The sequence below is a fragment of the Pseudomonas sp. GW823-FHT02C05 genome, from assembly GCF_058797595.1.
On record NZ_JBXAJU010000001.1, the window covers coordinates 2191746 to 2212726 of the forward strand.

The following is a 20981-nucleotide window of genomic DNA, read 5'->3' on the forward strand; positions in this document are numbered from 1 at the left end:
TGGCCCTGTCGGGCGCCTTCCCTGGCAAGCCCGCTCCTACAACAGATGCCCTACCGTAGGAGCCGGCTTGCCGGCGAAGGGGCCAGCAAGCCTTGCATGACCCTTTCGGACGCCAGCGCCTGCGACGAAAGGCATCAATGCCCCGCCGCGGCTGGGCCGGCCTTGGCAGCGAATGGCGGCTTGGCCAGCCAGACCAGCAGAATCAGGCCCATGAAGCCCCAGCCCAGCAAGGTGAAGTAGTCCACGGTCGAGAGCATGTATGCCTGGCTGGTCAGGACTTGATCCAGCTGCGCGTAAGCCTTGGTGCTCGCGCCTCCGAGATTGCTCAGCGCATCCCGGGTGACCGGGTCGAAGATGCTCATGCTCTCGCTCATGTAAGCGTGATGCTGGTCTGCCCGGCGAATCCAGATCCAGGTGGTCAGCGACGCCGCAAAACTACCCCCCAGAGTCCGCAGGAAGGTTGCCAGGCCAGCGCCGTCGGCGATCTGGTGCGGTGGCAGGTCGGACATCAGGATGCTCAGGGTCGGCATGAAGAACAGCGCCACGCCGATGCCCATGAACAGTTGCACCAGGGCGATGTGCTGGAAGTCCACTTCATTGGTGAAACCGGCACGCATGAAGCAGCTCAGGCCAATGGCCAGGAATGCCAGCCCGGCCAACAGGCGCAGGTCGAACTTGTTCGCGTACTTGCCGACAAAGGGTGACAACAGCACCGGCAGGATGCCGATCGGTGCCACCGCCAGCCCCGCCCATGTCGCGGTGTAGCCCATCTGGGTCTGCAACCATTGCGGCAGGATCAGGTTAATACCGAAGAACCCGGCGTAGCCCAGCACCAGCACTATCGTGCCAATGCGGAAGTTGCGGTGCGCGAACAGCCGCAGGTTGACCACCGGATGCTGGTCGGTCATTTCCCAGATGATGAACACCGCCAGCGCGATCACCGAAATCGCCGCACCGATGATGATGAAGTTCGACTCGAACCAGTCCAGGTCATTGCCCTTGTCGAGGATCACCTGCAACGCGCCGACGCCAATGACCAGCGAAATCAGCCCGACGTAGTCCATCGGCTGACGGCTGGTGACCACCGGGCGCTTGGCCAGCTGCGAACGCACCACCATTACCGCAAAAATGCCGATCGGAACGTTGATGAAGAAAATCCACGGCCAGCTGTAGCTGTCGGTGATCCAGCCGCCAAGAATGGGACCAGCAATCGGCGCCACTACCGTGACCATTGCGAGCAATGCCAGGGCCATGCCGCGCCTGGCGGGTGGATAAACGGCGATCAACAGGGTTTGCGTCATTGGGTACAACGGCCCGGCCACCAGGCCTTGCAGCACACGAAAGCCGATCAGCTCAGGCATCGAGGTCGAGATGCCGCAGAGAAACGAGGCCAGCACAAACAGCATCGTCGCCCAGAGAAACAGTTTTACCTCGCCAAAGCGCCGGCTGAGCCAGCCGGTCAGCGGCAACGCAATCGCATTGCTCACGGCAAACGAGGTAATCACCCACGTGCCCTGCTCCGAACTCACACCAAGGTTGCCGGAAATCGTCGGCAACGCCACGTTGGCGATGGTGGTGTCGAGCACCTGCATGAAGGTCGCCAGCGACAGGCCGATGGTGCTGAGCAACAGGCTGGGCGGCGTGAAAGAAGCGTTATTGCTCATCGCGAATCCTTTGGAACCGGGGTGGCGCTGCGCCCCTGCGGGGCGAGCATGCTCGCACCCACAGGGTCAGTGGCGAATCAGCGTTGCGCGGTTTTGCTGACCACAGCGCTGTTGTCATGGATCAGCTGAGCGATCATCGCGTCGGCTTCGGCCAACTGCCGGTCGTAGACGTTGGTGCTGAACGAGGCCTTTTGCTGCGGTTGCTGCGCCAGTACCGGGCCGCTCTGGTCATGCAGGTTCACTTCAACATTGGTCGACAGCCCAACCCGCAGTGGGTGCTTGGCCAGCTCTTCAGCGTTGATGTGAATCCGTACCGGCACACGCTGCACGATCTTGATCCAGTTACCGGTGGCGTTCTGCGCGGGCAACAGAGCAAACGCGCTGCCGGTGCCGGCGCCGAGGCTGTCGACGGTGCCACTGTATTTCACGCTGCTGCCGTAGATGTCGGACTCGATGTCCACGGGCTGGCCGATGCGCATATCACGCAGTTGGGTTTCCTTGAAGTTGGCATCGATCCACAGTTGATCCAGCGGGATCACCGCCATCAACGCCGTACCCGGTTGCACTCGCTGGCCGAGCTGCACGGTGCGTTTGGCAACGTAACCGGTGACCGGCGCGATCAGGGTGCTGCGCGCATTGGTGAGGTAGGCCTGGCGCAGATCCGCAGCCGCCGACATCACGTCCGGGTGCGACGAGACCACGGTGTCATCGACCAGCGCACTGGTGGTTTTCAACTGCTGCTTGGCGTTGGCCAGGGCGTTTTGCGCCGAGGTCAGGTCGTCGCGGGCGTGGGACAGTTCTTCCTGGGAAATCGCGCCGCCAGCGGCAAGGTTTTTCCGGCGGTTGAAGTTGTCCTGAGCCTTCTGCACTTCGGCCTGTTGCGCGTTGACCTGGGCTTTCATGCCGTCGACATTGCTGTACAAGCCGCGAACCTGACGCACGGTACGCGCCAGTTTCGCCTGGGCACTTTGCAGACCGACTTCGGCATCGTTGGGGTCGAAGTTGATCAGCACCTGACCTTCGTGGACCAGGTCACCATCGTCGGCGCCGATGCTGACCACGGTACCGGTCACCAGCGGAGTGATTTCAACGACGTTGCCGTTGACGTAGGCGTCATCGGTGCTCTCATTCCAGCGCCCGATGAATTCGTGATAAGCCCAGACACCGGCAGCGGTGAGGGCTACAACGATGGCCAGCACCAGCAGCATCACTTTGCGCTTGCGCGGATTGCCGGTGTCTTGCGAGTTGTCTTGAGCTTGGGTGTTTTCGGCAGTGGCCATGACAAATACCTGAATTAGTTGTGCGGCGTGGCTGGAATGGCGTTGGCTGCGCTCAGGGTCTCGCCCTGAAAGCCCCCGCCCAGCGCTTGCATCAGTTGAATCGACAGATCGATCTGCTCGGCATTGAGGTTGGCCAACTGACGTTGGGCCTGCAGCAGTTGCTGCTCGATGCTGAGCACGTCCAGGTAGTTGCCGATGCCGGAACCGTAACGCTGGACCACGGTGTTATAGGAATCCTGAGCAATGTCGGTGGCGTGCTGTTGCGCGCCGATTTGCCGGCCGATGTCACGCAACTGGTTGATCGTGTCGCTGACATCACCCAGCGCTTTCACCAGGCTTTTGTTGTACTGCGCCACCGCCAGATCGTAATCGGCGTCACGCGAATCGAGGTTGGCGCGCAGGCGCCCGCCATCGAAGATCGGCAGCGAAATGGTCGGGGCGATGCTGAAGAAGCGACTGGCCGAACCAAACATTGCGTCACCCAACAGGGATTCGGCACCGGCGGACGCCGTAAGGTTCAGGTTGGGATAGAAGCGGGTTTTCGCCGAATCGATGTCTTTGCTCGCGGCCTCTACACGCCAGCGGGCGGCGACCAGGTCCGGGCGGCGGCCAAGCAGCTCTGCCGGAAGAACCGAGGGCACTGCCACGGCGCTGGCTTGCAATACTTTGGGCCGGGCGATTTCACTGCCACGATCCGGGCCTTTGCCGAGCAGCACGGCCAGGGCGATTTTCGCACTGCTCAGACGTTTTTCGGCGTCGATCAGGCTGGCTTCGGAACTGGCTTCCAGGCTCTGGGTTTGCTGGAGCTGGTACTGGCTGTCGATCCCGGCGCTCAAGCGACGCTGGCTCAGATCGAGCATTTGCCTGGTGCGCTTGAGGTCGTCGCTGGCCAGGTCATAGACGATGTGCGCCTGCCCCAGATCGCTGTAGGCCCGGGCCACATCGGCGGCGAGGGTCAATTGCGCGGCCTGACGGTCGACTTCAGCAGCACGAGCCTGGCCGAGTGCGGCTTCCCAGGCATCACGCTGGCCGCCCCACAGGTCGAAGTTGTAATTGAAGCCGGCGCTGATGTTACGCACAGTGGCGTAGGCATCACCCTGCCCCAGCGGATCCTGATCCTTGGCCAGGCGCGAACGGCTGATGCCGGCGCTGGCGTCGAGGGTCGGATAGCGTTCGGCATCGGCGGCATACGCGGCGGCGCTGGCTTGATGGGCGCGGGCGGCGGCGATCTGCATGTCCGGACTGTCGCGCAGGGCTTCGCGGATCAGACCGTCGAGCTGTGGATCGCCAAGGCTGGTCCACCAGTCGCTTTTCGGCCATGCCGCAGGCGACAGGGTCACACCGTTGAGGGATTGGCCGGCCTTCAGGCTTTTCGCGTCGAGATTTTTGCCTTGGGTATCGAGGCCGCTGTAATTGGCGCATCCGGCAAGGATCATCGCCGACAGCACCAGCGTCAGGCTGCTGCGCAAGGTTTTACTGCTCATTGTGTTCACCTAAGCGCTGGATGGTGATCGGGTCACCGGCGGCCAGCAGGATTTTCTTGAGGATGTATTCCAGGGTCTTCAACTCGTCCGGGGAGATCGCGCCAGCCAGTTCATTCATCGCGTCGGCGCCGATCTGCGGCAGCCGATCCGTCAGCTGCTGGCCCTGTTCGGTCAGGGTCAGTTGCACTTGGCGGCGATCCCCTTCGCTGCGTTGGCGAGCCAGGAAGCCCTTCTGCTCCAGACGATCGAGCATGCGTGTCATCGAACCGCTGTCCAGCGACAGGTGCCGGCACAGCTCGGCCGGGGTATCGACGCCGAACTGGGCCATGATGATCAACACTTTGAACTGCGCGGCAGTGATGCCGTGGGGTTCCATGTGGGTGTCGATGATCCGGTCCTTGAGCAATGCGGCGCGGCCCAGCAACAGGCCGAGATGGCAGGTTTTGAATTGGTCCGGGGTGAAATGCTTCATGTGCTCACCTAATAACTGCCTAGGCAGTGAATATATGTCGAGATGTTACTGCCTAGGCAGCGAATGTCAACGCAATAGTTAGGTTGCTTTGTAATTAGTTGACTAATGGACTGGGTTTTTATGTTGGGCAGACGCGCGTCATCCCCACCCCACTGGCGATGGCTACAAACGGGTGTAGAGACAATCAGGATTCATCGAGACACGGCCAGCCTTGGGTCGCCGAATACCAGGCTGGATGCCATGGCCCCCCTCGGGTCCATCAAGGCTCGCCGGCACGGATCTGCAGCCTCGAATTGAGCAAGAGCTTCGCGCTGGATGAGTTCGGCGAAGGCTGCGGCTCGTACATGAACCTGGCGTCGCCTCCCCCTTGAGCCAATTGAAGCTGGCACACAGGTGCACGACTGCAACGCCAACGAGGAACTGGCACAGGCACTGACTTGGATTGCCAGGCCCAATCACCAGTCAGGTCTGGCGGTGGTGGCCGAAAGCTTGGAAACAACGCAAAAATTTGATCTGTTGCGTAAAATCGACTGCACTCAAGTCCAGGGTTTCCTGACCTCCCACGCCATGTCTTCAGATCAACTCCAGCAGTTGCTGATCCATGACGGGCCGGCAAGCGCGTGCTCCCCCGCAAGCGGGTGTTGACGGCTGCCACTTGCCATCGAGGTCAATGTGTCCAACGGTTCTCTCATCACTGCTGCCCAGGTCCTCTAATGCCACATCCCAATGCCTTTCTGGAGAAACTCGCCAGCAGTTCCTCGCGCCTGAACAAGAGCCTGCTGGTGCTCGGTGCCCTGGTGCTGCTGTTGCTGGGCATCAGCTATGTGGGGGTGACGCGCATGATCGAAGAGCGGCGAGAAACCTTGCAGTTTCACTTCGCCCGGCTGATGGAGAATGTCCACGAACAGGAAGTGTTCCTGCAGGATATCGCCCGAGAAAGCGCCAAGGGCGAACGGCTGCCCAATGCCATGTTGCCGCCCTACTCACAAAAACCCCTGCCCGATGAAGGACCGAACATTTACGAAGGCCGCAGCCTGCCGTTTTCGCTGCCCTATAGCTTGAAGATCAATACGGACAGGATTGCCCCCAGCCAATACCCGAAAATCTTTGCGCTGGGCACCCATCTGGCGGCCTACTACAGCGCTTTTTGGGCGGCCTCGCACTATCAGTCACCCCAGGTCGTCCTGATCAACGGCCCCGACAATTTTGACCTTGCCGTACCCGCCGCCGGGCGTTTGCGCGGTGCTGGACGGATACCGATGCAGATGGGCGATCTGATCGACGCGATGACCCGTTTGAACAAGCGCCTGCGCGGGCAGGACTTGCCATTACCAGATCTCCAGGTGCGCTGGGAACCCTATGTCTCTTCCAATGACGACAAGAGCGCCCCCACCCTGCTGGCTTACGTGAGTATCAACCTGGCGAAAACCGCATTGACCGTCGAGGGCGCCGATACCTGGGTGGTACTGGGCTCGCTGATGAACCTGTCCCAGGTCAACAACATCGAACGGCTGATGCAGTGGTCGATCTACGATGACTTCACCTTGGTCACTCCCCGTGGCGTGGTATTGACCGGTACTCCGAAACCTGGCCAGGTGCTGGATGAAGGGGTGAATTTCAACCGCGACGGCCTGGTGTTCAAACTGAGCAGCCCCGGGGAGCAACACTGGACGGCGATCTACGTCATCAGCCTGCGCAGCTTCCTCGACTACGCGCTGTGGCCATTACTTTGCCTGGTCGGGCTAGTGTTTGCGCTGCTCGGTTGCAGTCGGGCGGTCAATCGCTGGTACCAGGCCCGGGTCATCCTGCCAGCGCAGAGGGCGCACGCCAGCATCGCCGAAAGCGAGGCGTTCAGCCGCACGGTGATCGATACGGCGCCGACCGGCCTGTGCGTGATTCGCCGCAGCGATCACCAGGTGCTGCTGGAAAACCAGCGTGCCCAGCAGTGGCACGACAACGGCCAACTGATGAGCTTGCTCACGCCCCTTACCGGCCCCGGTCATGCCGATCTTGAAATCAATGGGCGCCACCTGCACGTCGCCTTTGTACCCACCCGCTATCAGGGCCAGGACGCCTGGTTATGTGCGTTGCATGACGTGACCCGGCATGTCGAAGATGCGACGGCGCTGGAAGAGGCGCGCCAGGCCGCCGACTCGGCAAACCAGGCCAAGAGCCGTTTCCTCGCCACCATGAGCCACGAGATCCGTACTCCCCTGTACGGCGTCCTGGGAACTCTGGAGCTGCTTGGCCTGACCTCGCTCGCCCCCCGCCAGCAGGATTACCTGCACACCATCCAGCGCTCCTCCGCCACGTTGTTCCAACTGATCAGCGATGTGCTGGATGTGTCGAAAATCGAAGCCGGACAGATGACCCTCGAACTTCAGGATTTCTGTCCGCTGCAACTGAGCGAAGACACCGTTCGCACCTACAGCGCCTTCGCCCGATCCAAGGGCCTGCTGCTCTATGCCTGCATCGACCCGACGCTGCCGGACCGGTTGCACGGCGACCCGATACGGATTCGCCAGATCCTCAACAACTTGCTGAGCAACGCCATCAAGTTCACCGATAACGGCCGCGTGGTGCTGCGGGTTCAGTTGCTGGAAAGCGACGACGGCCGCGCCCACGTGCAGTGGCAGGTCAGCGATTCGGGAGGAGGAATTTCCCTGGCGCAACAGCAACAACTGTTCGACCCTTTCTATCAGGTCAACGATGCCACTGAACAGGCCGGTGCCGGATTGGGACTGGCCATTTGCAAATGGCTGTGCGAGTTGATGGCGGGCCAGTTGAACGTAGTCAGCGAGCCCGGGCTCGGCAGCAGTTTCACCCTTCAACTCGCACTGGAGCACGCACCCGGTGAGTTGGCCGATTGCCCAGTGTTCAGCCCCGGCAGCAGCACCGTCTATGTGCGCGCGCAGGTCACTGAGCAGGCACAACACCTGATCGCCTGGCTCAACCGTTTTGGCCTCGACTGCCGCCCGCTGAGGCCCGATACACCGGTGTCATCGGCACTGCTGGTAGAGCTTTCCCTCCTGGCCGATACCGCGGCCTGGCCCGGTCCGAAGGTCGTCGCCAGGGCGGATGGCCCCAACCCTTCGCAATTGCGCGGTACCGACCGAGAAGTTGACGCCCACGATGTCCGCGCGATCGCCTGGGCGATTTACCAGGCCCAGCACGGCGCCAGCACCGACAGCCAACCTTCGTCGCCGGAAAGGCCCCGGCAGTTGAATCTGCAAGTGCTGGTGGCGGAAGACAATGTGATCAACTCGGCGATCATCAAGGAACAACTGGAAGTGCTGGGCTGCTCGGTGGTCGTCGCGGCCAATGGCGAGCTGGCCCTGGCGCAGTGGTCGCCCGGACGCTTCGATCTGCTGCTGACCGACGTCAACATGCCGGTCATGAACGGCTACCAATTGGCCACTGCGTTGCGACAACTGGATCAGACCTTGCCGATTATCGGCGTCACCGCCAACGCCTTGCGCGAAGAAGGCGAGCGCTGCGCCGACGTCGGCATGAACGCCTGGATGGTCAAGCCACTGAACCTCGCCACCCTGCGCGCGCACCTGGAAAGACACTGCAAAATCGCCCTGCCGGCGACCAGCGTTGCCCCTCTAAAGCTGTCACCGAAAATGCGCGAACTGTTTGTCACGACGCTGCGCCAGGACATGCAGACCACGCTGACGGCATTGGACAACGCCGATGCCCATCGCGTGGCGCAACAGCTGCACAGCATGGCCGGTGCATTGGGTGCGGTACAACTCGAGGCACTGGCCACAACCTTCGTCGAGCTGGAGTGCCGCCTGAACGGCCTGAGCGTGACCCACGCACTGGACCTGGAAGTGCGCCAGAAGCTGGCTCGATTGAAAGACCTGCTGGGCACCCTTGAATAATTTCACTGCGGATAATCAACCATGGAAACCCTCTAGGTTGCCATTGCCGATGGCCATCCCATCGTCCTGGTGGGGGTACGAGAGCCGGTGGAGCGTGGCCAATGCTTGCGCACGGATGGAAGACCTGACGCGGCACTTCCCCAACGTTCTGGTGCTGACGATGATTTCCAACCCGCTGATCCCGACGCGCCTGCAAGAGCTCGGGGCAAGCCAGTGTGCAACAGTGCCGAGCGCGTTACTCACCTGTTGATAAAGGAGCATGAAACAGTGTGTTTATTTGCTCCGGGAGTGGGAGTCAGCGACGACTGACTTAAGAGCGCAAAGATAACAAACATTGAAAAGATTCTCGTCACGTGCAAACTTGAAATCCACACCAAGCATAAACTTCTGGACTACCAACACAACTAGAAAAAACTCAAACTAACGGACAATTACATTCCCGCTGAAACCAACTTCTAGGAATCGTCTGATGTACCACCAAAAAATCACGTTATATCGTGTTGTTGTTTCAAACCTAACCACTGGAAAACAACATGAAAAAGCTAACTCGCGCACTTCTCGCCCTTTCAATCATTGCCGCCACTGGCAATGCCCTGGCAGCTGACCCTGCCCCCGTCAAGGCCGGTAGTGGCACTATCAACTTCACCGGCACCATCAACAACGATGCCTGCTCCGTTGAAGGCGCTGGCAAGGGTAAAACCATTGCGGTCGACATGGGCGAAGTGTCGATCAAAGACATGGGCACTCCCAGCGCGCCTAAAGGCAACGGCACCCTGAACGTCGAAAACTTCAGCATGAAGATCAACTGCAACGCCGGCACCAAGGTCGCAATGATCTTCGAACCCACCAAGGGCGCAGGTTCGGGTCTCGCGCCCGGTACCAACGTGCTTCGCCTGATCGACGGCCTGGGTGCTGCGAAAGGTATCGGCATTGCGCTGCTTGATTCCAATGGCGCCGTGATCGACCTCAGCTCGCCTAGCACCGCAAAGATTGAAAACACTCTGCAAGACAGCAACGCCACCCTCAAATTCTCCGCAGCCTACGTAACCACTGTCGATCCGAAGCTGGCTGTTGCCGGTCGTGGCGACGCCACCCTGCCGTTCACGCTGCAATACGAATAACCCGCGCGAACACACAAGCCTGGTGCGGGGCCGTTCGGCCCTGCATCCTCATTCACTTGCGCGGTAGCCCTCATGTTTTATCGTCACTCACTGTCCTTATGTGCAGGCCTGCTGGGCCTGTTCGCGGTCAATCAGGCCATGGCCGGAATTTCTTTGAGCAGCACCCGTCTGATTTTCGACGGCCAGCACAAGGAGGCCGGAATCACCGTGCGTAACAGCGGTGAAGATGTGTTGATCCAGTCGTGGATCGACACCGACTCCAGCGAAACCGCAGCCGTACCCTTTGCTGTGACGCCGCCCCTGGTGCGCGTCAGCGGCGACGAGCAGCAAATATTGCGGGTGATCTACGAAGGTGCGGGCATGCCGACCGACCGCGAGTCGGTGGTGTGGCTCAATGTGCAAGAGATCCCTAAAGCGGCGAAATCCGAGAACACGTTGCAACTGGCCGTGCGCCAGCGCATCAAGGTGTTCTTCCGCCCGGCAGGCCTGAAAAACAACGCCTATCTGGCACCGAGCGAACTGACCTGGCGCCTGACAGAACAAGCCGGCAAGAGCTTGTTGGTGGTGAATAACCCAGGCCGGTATCACGTGTCGATTGCAGATATCACACTTCAATCCGGCACCATCAGTGAACACCCCTTCGATTCGATGATGATTGCCCCCGGCGAACAAAAAAGCTTCCCCCTTAAACAACTTCACAACGCCAATACAGCCCACCTTTCATTCAGCAGTATTAATGACTATGGCGCACAAGATCGTTATGGCGCGCAACTTTCCAACAGTGCTGACACCCGAGCCAGTTTGAATAAACAAACCCCATAACTTACGTGCCGCTGTGACGGCTGCACTTCCACTGTATTTCTCTTCGCTCCGTTAGTTCGTATCGGAGGTGATATAGGGTTCCTGAATGTTTTTACTCAAGCGCGACGGATGGGCGCCGTTTTCGATTGCCCTGGTTTTCAGCTGCACCTGCCTTGCCGATGACGAAGAACAGTTCAATACCTCGTTTCTGCAAGGCGCAACGTCTTCTGTCGATCTGCAATCACTGCTCGCCAGCAGCCGCGTGCTGCCCGGTATCTATCGGGTGGACCTGTACGGCAACGAGACGCTGGTCGGGCGCCGCGACATCGATTTTCGTCGTTCTCCCGGCACGAACAAGGTCGAGGCCTGCCTGACTCTGGAGATGGTGCAGCAATTGGGGGTCGACATCGGCAAGCTGCAGGCCAGCGGCAAACTGGGCAGCGATGATCCCGACACCTGCCTGGACCTGCCCGCCTTGATCGATCACGCCAGCGTGCGTTACGACGTGCCCCGCCTGCGCTTGATGGTCAGTGTCCCGCAAAGCGCCATGGCGCGTGGCCGACGTGGTTATGTCGACCCGGCCCTGTGGGACGAAGGCGTTCCCGCCGCGTTCATCAACTATCAATTGAGCAGCAGCCGCAACGGCACTCGGGGTGAAAGTACCCTGTCCAACAACGTCGGCCTGCGCAACGGCATCAACCTCGGCGCCTGGCGCTTGCGTAACGAATCGAACTTCAGCAGCAGCACCGGCCGCCCTAGTACATTCAAAAGTAACCGCAGCTATCTGCAACATGACGTGACTGCCCTGAAAGGCCAGTTCAGCGCCGGGGATATCTTTTCAGATGCCGACCTGTTCGACAGCGTGCGCTATCGCGGCCTGAAACTGGCGTCCGACGACGGCATGCGTGCCGACAGCGAGCGCGGTTATGCGCCGATCATTCGCGGCATTGCGCAGTCCAGCGCCACCGTGGAGATCCGCCAGGACAGCTACCTTCTCTACACCGCAAACGTGCCGCCGGGGCCGTTCGAGATCAGCGATATCTACCCCAGCGGCTCCAACGGCGACCTGGAAGTGACGATTATCGAAGCCGATGGCCGCCGCCGGGTGACGGTGCAGGCATTTTCCAGCCTGCCGATCATGGTCCGTGAGGGCCAGTTGAAGTACAGCGTCTCGGCCGGCCAGTACAACAGCAACAGCGATGACCAGCAGTCACCGCAATTTGTCAGCAGCACCCTGGCGTACGGCATCAGCAGTAACTTGTCCGGGATCGTCGGGGTGCAGGCCTCGGAAAACTTCAAGGCGCTGTCCGTCGGAGCTGGCCGCAATACAACTATCGGTGCCGTCTCACTGGACTTGACCCACTCCATGAGCAGCACTTTCGGCGCAACCATCACCGGCAACAGCCTGCGCGCCCTGTATGCGAAGACGTTCACCGGCACCGACACCAACTTCACCCTCGCCGCCTATCGCTACTCGACCGAGGGCTATCGCACCCTCACCGAGCACGTCGAGGAACTGAGCAACGACGGCCAGAAGCGTATCGGCAACTCGAAAACCCGTACCGACCTGACCGTCAACCAGAGCCTGGGCCGAAACCAGCGATACGGCAGCATCTACATCAACGCCAGCGACCAGCGTTACTGGGGACGCGGTGGTTCGCAAAGCCTGTCGGCGGGTTACAGCAACTATTGGGGCGATGTGAGCTACAACCTCGGCGCCACCTACTCCAAGGATGTCGGCAACTACGGGCCGGCGAACAATGACACGCTGGTGAACCTGTCCGTATCGTTCCCGCTGGGCTCCAAGCCTCGTGCACCCCGCGCCTTCGTCTCGGCCAGCACGCAGAAGTCCGGCGACACCACGCAAATGGGCATCAACGGCTATCTGTCGCAAGACAGCGACACCTATTACTCGGTGCAAGCCGGCAACAGCAGCACTGGCGGCAGCTCCGGCTCGGTCAACCTCAGCACCCGCACCTCGGTAATGGATATCAGTGCCGGCTACAGCCAGGGGCGCGGCTACAACTCGCAAAACCTTAACCTGTCAGGCTCGATCGTCGGCCATGGCGGCGGGATCAACCTGGGACAGACCGTGGGCGAGACGTTCGCGCTGGCGCAGGTCGAAGGCGTGGAAGGGGTGAAAATCGGCAGCTTCTCCGGAGCCAGGACCGGCAGCAACGGCTTCGCCGTGGTCCCCAATGCGCAGCCCTATCGCGTGAACTGGATCAACCTCGACACTCGAGACCTGGGCGCCGATATCGAGATCGACAGTGCGACCCGGCAAGTGGTGCCACGTCGTGGTGCCGTGGTGCTGGCGCGTTACACCAGCAAGACCGGACGGCGAGTGCAGTTCGCGCTGTTCGACGCTCGACACCAGCCGATTCCGTTTGGCGCGTCGCTCGAAGACAGCGCTGGCAAACAGTTGGCGATCTCTGACCCTGGTGGCAAGGCTCTGGCGCTGGTTGAAGCCGACGCCGATACCCTGACCATCAACTGGCAGGGCCAGCGCTGTGAAGCGCCTTATGCGTTGCCCGAACGCAACAAGGCGCTGAACTATGAGCGGGCGACACTGGTGTGCCGCCCCTGATTCCTCAGAAATCGCGCTTGTAAAAGATATCCAGGGAGCTGGCGAAACCGCTCGCCGCTTCCAGATAGACCTTCTTGCTCAGCTTGTAACGCAGAGCGATGGTACTGGCCGGCTCAAAGACCCCGACGCCATAGCGCAGGCTGAGCCTTTCGGAAATGGCGCCGCTGGCCACCACGCTGGTGTTGTTGCCGCTGCCCTGGGTATCGAGTTGGAAGTCCTGAATGCCCAGGTTCTTGGCAATGCCGCCGGTCAGTTCCGAGCTGCCCATCAGCCCCAGCCCGAGAGCCGCCTGGGCCAGCATGTTGTTGTCTTCACCGGTGGACGTCAGCGGGCGCCCCAGAACCAGATAGGACAGCGCCTGTTCCTGGCTCATGGCCGGCTCCGAGAAGATCTGCGTCGCCGGTTGCTCGGCGCTGCCACTCAGGCGGATGCCGGCAATCACGTCGTCAGTCTGGCGCACGGCCTCGATGTCCAGGTAAGGCTGGTCGATGGGGCCGGCAAACAGCAGCCGCGCACGACGCACGGTCAAGCGCTGGCCGTAGGCCCGATAGCGGCCGTCGTTGAGCCACAGCTCACCGCGGGTATCCATGTTGTCACCAATGTGCACGTGCCCCTGCAGGTTGGCAGTCAGGCCGAAACCGCTGAAGGCCAGCTTGTCCTGGCCCACCTCCACATCGATGTTCATGGCCATGGCCATGGCCTTTTTGCCGTCGTCGGTCTGCTGGCCGACGATCACCGTGTCGTCGGAGACCTTGACTGTCGAAGGCGGCAATTCGCGCACGATGATCTGGCCCTTGGGGATCAGCACCTTGCCGGCAATCGCCAGCTTTTCCTCCTGCAGCGAGATCTTCAGGTTCGGCGCCACCTCCAGCGCTGCATAGGGCTCCACCGTCACCGGCAGTTGGGTGCCCTTGAGGCTCAGGTCCACCAATAGCGCCCGGCCCCAAGTGATGTTGCCATTGAGGCTGCCCTGCCCGGCCTTGCCGCTTTTCCAGCCGCCGTTGAGCTGCACGCTCTCGCCAGCGATCTGCGCGCTCAGTTGCAGGTCTTCAAGGCTGATGGGCAACTCGGAGCCGGACACCTCGCCCCCGGACAACTGCACGTTGCCGTTGACCTGAGGCGCCAGCAGGCCGCCAGACAAACGACCGCTGCCATTGAGGCTGCCGCTGAGCTTTTCCACCATGGGCACGAACGGCCGCGCCACGGACAGATCCAGGCCACTGAGGCGGAAATCACCGGACAGCGGTTTGCTTTTCGGCAACGGATTGATCTGCGCCTGGAGCATCAGCTCACCCAGTTTGCCGCCGTCGAACTGCAACTGTGTGTCGATGCGCCGCGGGGTGAGGCGGGTATTGAGCTTCAACGCCTGATAGGGGAAATCCAGCCACTGGTCCTTTTCCTTGACCCGCAGGGTGCCACCGCTGGCGTCCAGCATGATCTGGCCCTGGGGCCCGCTGGCCGGCAAGTCCAGTTGCACATCGGCATTGAGCATGCCCTTCCAGGCGAAATCCTTGGGCAGCCACTGCGCCAGGCTGTCGAGGGGAAAACGCTTGAGGTGATAACGCAGTTTCGGGTCCGGCATCAGCCGCTGGTCTTCACCGCACAGGCTGGCATCGCCGCTGGCCCAGCAGTGGGCAGCGAAGTTCAGCGTGCCGTTGGCCAGCCGCTCAAGCCGGGCCGGGTTCTGCAGCTTCCAGTCCTGGCCGCCGGTCTGTACATCGCCGCTGGCCAGGCGCCCGCGCCAGTTGCCCTGGTCCAGGGCGCCATCCAGGCCCAGGGCCAGTTTCAACAGCGGCCCTTGCAGGTCCAGTTGCAGTTTCTGTTTCTTGATGTCGCCCTGGCCGGCCAGGGTCAGGGTCCCCAACTGCGTGTCGCCCAGCTGAATCCCGCTGCCCTTGAGGTCCACCTGGGCCTTTTGCGCACCATCCAGAGTGGCGTCCAACTTGAGGTTCTGCAGGCGGTTTTCGGCAAAGGCCAGTTGCTGCCCGGCCAGGTCCAGCTTGCCCTGTGGCGCCTTGAGGGTGCCGGCCAGGTCCAGCCGACCGTTGAACTGCCCACGCAACTCGGGCCAGAGCTGACCCAGGCGCGGCATCTTGATCTCCAGCTGGCCGGCGATCTTCTGTTGCAGGCTGCCGGAGCCGTTGATCCGGTTGTCTCCCAGGCGGATGTCCAGCGCGCCCAGGGTCCATTGCTCGCCCGCTCCGTCGGCCTTGGCCTGGAGAACCGCCGGCTGTCCGCGCAAGCGTCCCTTGAGGTCGAGGTTGGCATTGAGCTTGAGTTGCTGGTTCTTCATTTCGCCTTGGCTGCGCAGGGGGCCGGCCAGGGTTCCGGGCAGCTCCGCCACCCAGTACGCGGGGTTGATGGCCGACAGATCCAGGGCGGTATCCCAGGCAATGCCGTCGGCGAACTGCAGGTTCAGGTGGCCCTCGGCCTTGCCCTGGCCCGCCGCCAGCTTGAACTGCGGCAGATAGATTTTCGTCAGGTCGCCGCTGAACGGGCTGCTCAGGCTGAACGCGCCTGCCGGGCCGTCCAGGTCGCCCTTGAAGTTGCCCAGGTAGTTACCGTCACGGTAAGCCACTTCGGCATCAAAACTGCGGACCCGCACCGCCGGCTCGTCAATCAGCGGAAACAGGCGGTGCCAGGGGAAGTCCAGCCAGGCCAGCTTGGCCTCGGCGGCGAAACCTTCGCTCCAGTCCAGTTGCCCACTGAGCTTGAGGTGTTGCTTGTCGTTGGCGCTCAGGTCTAGGGCGGCAATCTGTGCGCCCTTGGCGTCGACCTTGCCTTGCAGCAACAGGGCCACCGGGCCCTGCTCCGCCGGCAGGCTGGCCTTGCCGGCGAGCTGGTAGCCACTTTTCAGGTCGCCCTTGCCAATCAGCTCCAGCTGATCCAGTTGCAGGGTGTCCGGCAGATCGGCGCTGGCCTTGAACCCATCGGCAGTGATGCGCACCTGGGCCGGCAGGTTCTCCACCAGAGGCTGCAACTGGCCGCTCAATTGCCCTTGCAGGTAGCCACTGCTGTCGGCATTGAGCTGCAGAGTCTTGAGCAGGTCGCCTTCAACCTTCAACGCCAGGGACCAGGGGCCACCGCCGGGAGCGGGCAAGCCGAGGTTACCCTGGGCGGTCAGGGGCCAGTCGCCACTGGGTTGCAGCAGCCCGGAAAGGTCCAGACTCAGGTCATCGCGCTTTAGGTGCAAAGAGTCGATCTGCAGGCCTTGGGCAGTCCAGTGCGCCGCCAGCTGCAGGGTCTTGAGTTCTTCACTGCCATTGAACAGCAGGCTGCCCACACGCACTTGCCCCAACTCGATGGCCAACGGCAACTTCAATTCCGGCAGGCTGATGGGCTCCGAACTGGTTTCGGTTTCGCCGCTCGGAGGGAACAGCAGGCTGACCTGATCGGCTTCCAACTGCTCGATGCACAGGGTCATGCGCAGCAGGCAGCCGGGCGACCAGGTGAACTGCACGGCGTTGAGCTCGACCCGGTTGCCCTCCTGTTGCCAGAGCAAATGATCGGCGCTCCAGTGCCCGCCAAGGCGGCCCTCGAAATTGTCCAGGGTCAGCCCCGGCACTCGCGCCAGGGCCCAGCGGCTGCCAGCCTGGGTTCCGAGTACGCTGGCCAAGGCCAGAATGATCAGGATCACCAGCGCAACAATCGCCAGCAGCGTTATCTTCAAACCACGCTTCAAAGCTCTGGCCCCATGGAAAAGTGCAAACGAATACCGCCGTCGTCATTCATCGCGTGGGCCAGGTCGACCCGGATCGGTCCCACTGGCGAAACCCAGCGTACGCCGACGCCCACCCCGGTCTTGAGGTTAGGCAGCTCCAGCTTGTTGAAAGAGTTGCCCTGGTCGACAAAGGTCGCGATCCGCCATTTCTCGGCGATCGAATACTGGTACTCGACGCTACCGGCCACCATGTAGCGGCCGCCGATGCGATCGCCTTCGGAGTTTTCCGGTGACAGGGTCTGATAGTCGTAGCCCCGAACGCTCTGGTCGCCACCGGCAAAGAAGCGCAAGGACGGCGGAATCGACTTGTAGCCATTGGTGGCACTGCCACCGAACTGCACTCGCCCGAGAAAGCGGTGGTTGTCCCAGACCGTGGTCAGGCCCTTGAGCAGCACCGTGCCATACAGCAGGTTGGTGTCGGAACCGACCCCTTCCTTGGCCAGCTTGGTATCGAACTGAATGCGATAGCCGTTATGCGGGTCGATGCGATTGTCGCTGCGCAGGTAGGAATAAGTCAGGCCAGGCATCAGCAGATTACTCAGGCCCGAGTCGTCCCCGAGGCGATATTCCTCTCGCTGATACTTCAGCGACAGCACCCGCTGCCAGCCGCTGGGCAACTTGCTGTGCCACTCGGGACCGATGGTGAGCAACTTACTCAGGGTATCGGTGCCGGCAATCTCTTCATTCTGGTAACCACCGGCGAACCGCAGCTTGTCGGTCAGAGGCGGGTCCAGGGGAATGTCGTACCACAGGCCGACGTTCTGCCGCGGGGCAGAAACTTCCGCCTCCCAGCCGTAACTGTGGCCCTGGGGGTTGACCCAGTGCCGGGTCCAGTTGGCCTTGACCCGCGGCCCCACGTCGGTGGAATAGCCGAGGCCGAGGCCCATGGTCCGGGGCTTGCGGGTTTCCAGCTGGACCGCCACCGGAATCACCTCGTGCTCGGCGGCAGTAGGCGCGGCGTCCACCCGCACGCCCTCGAAGTAGCCGCTCGACTGCAGGGCCTGGTTGAGTTCGGCAATCAGTTCGGAGTCATAGGGCGCGCCGGCCTTGAACGGCACCATGCGCCGCAACAGGTCTTCATCGAACAGGGAGTCGCCGCTAAAGCTGACCTTGCCCAGCGCGTAGCGCGGGCCGCTGTCATAGACCAGGTCGATGTCCGCGACACCTGCCTGGGGGTCCACCGACAGTTTCTGCTGGGTAAAGCGCCCGCTGAAAAAGCCATAGCGCGAAGCCTGGTTCTGGATCAGGCGCTTGGCGTCTTCGTAATGGCCATGATTGAGCACGGCACCCGGCTTGAGCTGGTCGCCGTCGGGAAGGCGAAACGACTTGAGGGAGGCCGCCGGGCCTTCGACCCGGACTGTCACGTTGCGCAGGTGCACCGGTTCGCCGGGGTCGATCCGCAACGTCAGGCGCGGTTTGTCACCGCCACGCACCTCACTCTGGATATGCGGTTGGTAGTAGCCCAGGGCCTGGGCGGCTTTCTTCGCCTGCTCCTCGGCGCCCCGGCTGAACCGCAGCAGGGCTTCTTCATCGCGATCGCCGACACTGCCAATGTAACCCTCCACATTGGCCTTCAACTCGTCATTGGCGGGCTTGACCCTGACATCCAATTCGCTCTGCGCCAGCGCCGCACAGCTTGTGAACAACAGCAAAAAGCCGCTGGTAAATCTTCCTGGAAACTTCATAGGCGCGGATGCTATCACGAGCTTGGGAGGGCGATAGAGCGCTCAGGTGCACGGAAAGTTCTATATCAGGCTGTTGCTCTTTGTAAGTGCTGCGGGTTGGGGTGAAAAAATACGTGCTCACGCACCGGCCCCACCGCAATCTCACCGATCTCTTCATAGCCCTGACGCTTGTAGAACTCCAGGTAACGCGGATTGCCGGTGTCCAGCACCACACCCTGGGAATGCTCGTCCACGGCGCACCAGTTGTGCACCGCCGCCAGCAATTGCTCGCCGAAATGCTGGCCCTGAAACTGCGGATGTACCCCCAGCAGCGGCAGCACATGCACCGCATCATTGGGCAGGCAGGCCTGCACCGCCTGGTGATACTCCAGATAGCGCTGGGTGCAGCGAAACCCGGTGCTGAGCACCATACGCAGGCGCCAGGCCCAACTTTCGGTGATGCCCAGGCGCCGTTGCGGCGGCGCGATCAGGGCGATACCGATCAGCCGGTCATTGACCAGCAGGCCGATGGCCGGCAGGTCCTGAAGAAAATGCTGCTTCACCAATTCGCGCACTGTGGCTCGTACCCGCTGTTCGTAGCCGGGGCGATCGGCTTCGAAAATGAAGCCGAAGGTCGGCTCATGGCGGTAGGCCTGGTACAGCAGCGACCGCGCTTCGCGGGAATAGCCGCTGTCGAGCTGGTGAATATCGGCGATGACATTGGAGGAATCAGGCATGACGGTCACTCTCCCCTGGACCCGGCTCAAATGGCCGCGTTCTTGTTAGTACGAGCCCTGCGCGCCGCTGATCGTTCCCGCGCCCCTGGGACATTAGCAGCGCATCCGCCACGCCGCCACGCTGGCCGGCCCGGGCGTTGTCAGCTAGCATCGCTGTTTTGCCAGGACCGCCGACCATGAAAATCGTCTCGTTCAATATCAACGGGCTGCGTGCCCGCCCCCATCAGCTGGCGGCGCTGATCGACAAACACCAGCCGGACGTGATCGGCCTGCAGGAAACCAAGGTCGCCGACGAACAGTTCCCCCTTGCCGACATCCAGGCCCTGGGCTACCACGTGCATTACCACGGCCAGAAAGGCCATTACGGCGTAGCCCTGCTCTCGCGCCAGGCACCGTTGGCCCTGCATAAAGGCTTTGAAGGTGACGACGAGGACGCCCAGCGGCGCTTTATCTGGGGCACCTTCGCCGATGCCAACGGCACCCCGGTGACCATCATGAACGGCTACTTCCCCCAGGGCGAAAGCCGCGACCATCCCACCAAATTCCCGGCCAAAGCGCGCTTCTACCAGGATCTGCAGCACCTGCTGGAAAGCCGTTTCAGCAATGACCAGCCCCTGGTGGTGATGGGCGATGTGAACATTTCCCCGGAAGATTGCGACATTGGCATCGGCGCCGAGAACGCCAAGCGCTGGCTGAAGACCGGCAAGTGCAGCTTCCTGCCGGAAGAGCGCGAGTGGATGGCCCGCCTGAAGAACTGGGGCCTGGTGGACAGCTTTCGTCACCTGAACCCCGAGGTGAACGACCGCTTCAGCTGGTTCGACTACCGCAGCCGCGGCTTCGAGGATGAACCCAAGCGCGGCCTGCGCATCGACCTGATCATGGCTTCCCAGGGGTTGTTGCCACGGGTCAAGGACGCTGGGGTCGACTATGAACTGCGGGGCATGGAAAAACCTTCGGACCATGCGCCGATCTGGCTCGAACTGGGCTGATCGACAGGCACAAAAAAGCCCATCTGCCGATGGGCTTTTTTTTGCGGTTACAGCTGTATGTGCTCGACCCGCTCCGTGGTACCGGCACTGGCGATAGCGCTGATGGCGCTCTCGAGGGTGGCTTCCGAATCGTACAAGTGGCTGACCAGAATCACTTCCTTACCGGACTTGAGCTTGAAAAAAGGTTTGCCGCCCGACGAAATTTTCTTGACGTAGCGTTCCGGGGAAGCGCAGTGTGCGCGGAACAGGCCGAGAGCCGCCTCGGCACTGTCCCGGCAAGGGTAGCGGTCGCTTTGAAGCATGGTCTGCGCCTCCTTTGTCTTCAGCAAGAATCTGCATGCACCACTGCCATACTGCTTCAGCTCGAACCAGGCACTCATTTGTAACTCCTTTGCACACTACGAAATAGCAGCTCAACACTGCCGAGGCATCCGCGGGGGATGACGCGTTGGCAGTCGCCCCAATCCCCGCCAGACAAAGTTGCCCACTCTACGCGCCGTTCCGAGGTTGGTCTTTAGGACAAATCTCAAAAAATCTAGAGAAAACAGCTATTTATGATGTAGGACTTTCGCCA

The 20981-nt window shown here is 61.4% G+C and carries 13 protein-coding genes and 2 pseudogenes; 7 read left to right on the forward strand and 8 right to left on the reverse strand.

The window, feature by feature from the left end; all coding sequences use genetic code 11:
• Positions 1-134: 134 nt before the first annotated feature.
• The 4 genes from AC1RGE_RS09820 to AC1RGE_RS09835 form a co-directional block, all read right to left on the reverse strand.
• On the reverse strand, positions 135-1664 hold the full coding sequence (locus AC1RGE_RS09820) for a DHA2 family efflux MFS transporter permease subunit (RefSeq protein WP_011062203.1): 1530 nt from the start codon (positions 1662-1664) through the stop codon (positions 135-137).
• A 77-nt stretch (positions 1665-1741) separates the two neighbouring features.
• Positions 1742-2944: an HlyD family secretion protein gene (locus AC1RGE_RS09825; RefSeq protein ID WP_077934493.1), complete on the reverse strand. Its 1203-nt coding sequence runs from the start codon at positions 2942-2944 to the stop codon at positions 1742-1744.
• A 14-nt stretch (positions 2945-2958) separates the two neighbouring features.
• A complete protein-coding gene (locus AC1RGE_RS09830; RefSeq protein ID WP_011062205.1) occupies positions 2959-4428 on the reverse strand; it encodes an efflux transporter outer membrane subunit in 1470 nt (489 codons plus the stop codon).
• Positions 4418-4900 carry a MarR family winged helix-turn-helix transcriptional regulator gene (locus AC1RGE_RS09835; RefSeq protein WP_492584117.1) on the reverse strand — a complete coding sequence of 161 codons (483 nt, stop codon included), beginning with the start codon at positions 4898-4900 and terminating at the stop codon, positions 4418-4420. The genes AC1RGE_RS09830 and AC1RGE_RS09835 overlap by 11 nt, the downstream gene beginning before the upstream one ends.
• A gap of 257 nt (positions 4901-5157) precedes the next feature.
• Here AC1RGE_RS09835 and AC1RGE_RS09840 point away from each other — a divergent pair.
• The 6 genes and pseudogenes from AC1RGE_RS09840 to AC1RGE_RS09865 all read left to right on the forward strand — a co-directional run.
• A pseudogene (locus tag AC1RGE_RS09840) lies at positions 5158-5545 on the forward strand (EAL domain-containing protein); the annotation flags it as partial.
• A gap of 68 nt (positions 5546-5613) precedes the next feature.
• Positions 5614-8787, forward strand: a complete 3174-nt coding sequence (locus AC1RGE_RS09845; protein WP_492584119.1) for a hybrid sensor histidine kinase/response regulator — start codon at positions 5614-5616, stop codon at positions 8785-8787.
• 42 nt (positions 8788-8829) lie between these two features.
• Positions 8830-8992, forward strand: a pseudogene (locus AC1RGE_RS09850) (DNA-binding response regulator); the annotation flags it as partial.
• Positions 8993-9320: 328 nt separating this feature from the next.
• Positions 9321-9908 carry a fimbrial protein gene (locus AC1RGE_RS09855; protein ID WP_492584121.1) on the forward strand — a complete coding sequence of 196 codons (588 nt, stop codon included), beginning with the start codon at positions 9321-9323 and terminating at the stop codon, positions 9906-9908.
• Positions 9909-9980: 72 nt separating this feature from the next.
• On the forward strand, positions 9981-10730 hold the full coding sequence (locus AC1RGE_RS09860; RefSeq protein ID WP_011062210.1) for a fimbrial biogenesis chaperone: 750 nt from the start codon (positions 9981-9983) through the stop codon (positions 10728-10730).
• An 85-nt stretch (positions 10731-10815) separates the two neighbouring features.
• Positions 10816-13296 carry a fimbria/pilus outer membrane usher protein gene (locus AC1RGE_RS09865; RefSeq protein WP_492584123.1) on the forward strand — a complete coding sequence of 827 codons (2481 nt, stop codon included), beginning with the start codon at positions 10816-10818 and terminating at the stop codon, positions 13294-13296.
• A 4-nt stretch (positions 13297-13300) separates the two neighbouring features.
• On the opposite strand, the gene AC1RGE_RS09870 is transcribed toward AC1RGE_RS09865, so the two are convergent.
• The 3 genes from AC1RGE_RS09870 to AC1RGE_RS09880 all read right to left on the reverse strand — a co-directional run bounded on the left by AC1RGE_RS09870 (position 13301) and on the right by AC1RGE_RS09880 (position 19418).
• Positions 13301-16978, reverse strand: a complete 3678-nt coding sequence (locus AC1RGE_RS09870; RefSeq protein ID WP_492584125.1) for a translocation/assembly module TamB domain-containing protein — start codon at positions 16976-16978, stop codon at positions 13301-13303.
• Positions 16975-18702, reverse strand: a complete 1728-nt coding sequence (locus tag AC1RGE_RS09875; RefSeq protein WP_015636311.1) for an autotransporter assembly complex protein TamA — start codon at positions 18700-18702, stop codon at positions 16975-16977. Before AC1RGE_RS09875 ends, AC1RGE_RS09870 begins: the two co-directional genes overlap by 4 nt.
• Positions 18703-18767: 65 nt before the next feature.
• Positions 18768-19418, reverse strand: coding sequence for a GNAT family N-acetyltransferase (locus AC1RGE_RS09880; protein WP_011062214.1), 651 nt, complete (start codon positions 19416-19418; stop codon positions 18768-18770).
• A gap of 176 nt (positions 19419-19594) precedes the next feature.
• On the opposite strand from AC1RGE_RS09880, the gene xthA reads away from it, so the two are divergent.
• Positions 19595-20407 carry an exodeoxyribonuclease III gene (xthA, locus tag AC1RGE_RS09885; protein WP_019092829.1) on the forward strand — a complete coding sequence of 271 codons (813 nt, stop codon included), beginning with the start codon at positions 19595-19597 and terminating at the stop codon, positions 20405-20407.
• A gap of 47 nt (positions 20408-20454) precedes the next feature.
• On the opposite strand, the gene AC1RGE_RS09890 is transcribed toward xthA, so the two are convergent.
• Positions 20455-20787, reverse strand: coding sequence for a DUF1508 domain-containing protein (locus AC1RGE_RS09890; RefSeq protein ID WP_011062216.1), 333 nt, complete (start codon positions 20785-20787; stop codon positions 20455-20457).
• Between the last annotated feature and the right edge of the window lie 194 nt (positions 20788-20981).

Excerpts from the sequence above, each read along its gene's own strand:
- AC1RGE_RS09820 (WP_011062203.1), bottom strand. The coding sequence starts at position 1,664 with ATGAGCAATAACGCTTCTTTCACGCCGCCCAGCCTGTTGCTCAGCACC.
- AC1RGE_RS09825 (WP_077934493.1), bottom strand. The coding sequence starts at position 2,944 with ATGGCCACTGCCGAAAACACCCAAGCTCAAGACAACTCGCAAGACACC.
- AC1RGE_RS09830 (WP_011062205.1), bottom strand. The coding sequence starts at position 4,428 with ATGAGCAGTAAAACCTTGCGCAGCAGCCTGACGCTGGTGCTGTCGGCG.
- AC1RGE_RS09835 (WP_492584117.1), bottom strand. The coding sequence starts at position 4,900 with ATGAAGCATTTCACCCCGGACCAATTCAAAACCTGCCATCTCGGCCTG.
- AC1RGE_RS09845 (WP_492584119.1), top strand. The coding sequence starts at position 5,614 with ATGCCACATCCCAATGCCTTTCTGGAGAAACTCGCCAGCAGTTCCTCG.
- AC1RGE_RS09855 (WP_492584121.1), top strand. The coding sequence starts at position 9,321 with ATGAAAAAGCTAACTCGCGCACTTCTCGCCCTTTCAATCATTGCCGCC.
- AC1RGE_RS09860 (WP_011062210.1), top strand. The coding sequence starts at position 9,981 with ATGTTTTATCGTCACTCACTGTCCTTATGTGCAGGCCTGCTGGGCCTG.
- AC1RGE_RS09865 (WP_492584123.1), top strand. The coding sequence starts at position 10,816 with ATGTTTTTACTCAAGCGCGACGGATGGGCGCCGTTTTCGATTGCCCTG.
- AC1RGE_RS09875 (WP_015636311.1), bottom strand. The coding sequence starts at position 18,702 with ATGAAGTTTCCAGGAAGATTTACCAGCGGCTTTTTGCTGTTGTTCACA.
- AC1RGE_RS09880 (WP_011062214.1), bottom strand. The coding sequence starts at position 19,418 with ATGCCTGATTCCTCCAATGTCATCGCCGATATTCACCAGCTCGACAGC.
- xthA (WP_019092829.1), top strand. The coding sequence starts at position 19,595 with ATGAAAATCGTCTCGTTCAATATCAACGGGCTGCGTGCCCGCCCCCAT.
- AC1RGE_RS09890 (WP_011062216.1), bottom strand. The coding sequence starts at position 20,787 with ATGAGTGCCTGGTTCGAGCTGAAGCAGTATGGCAGTGGTGCATGCAGA.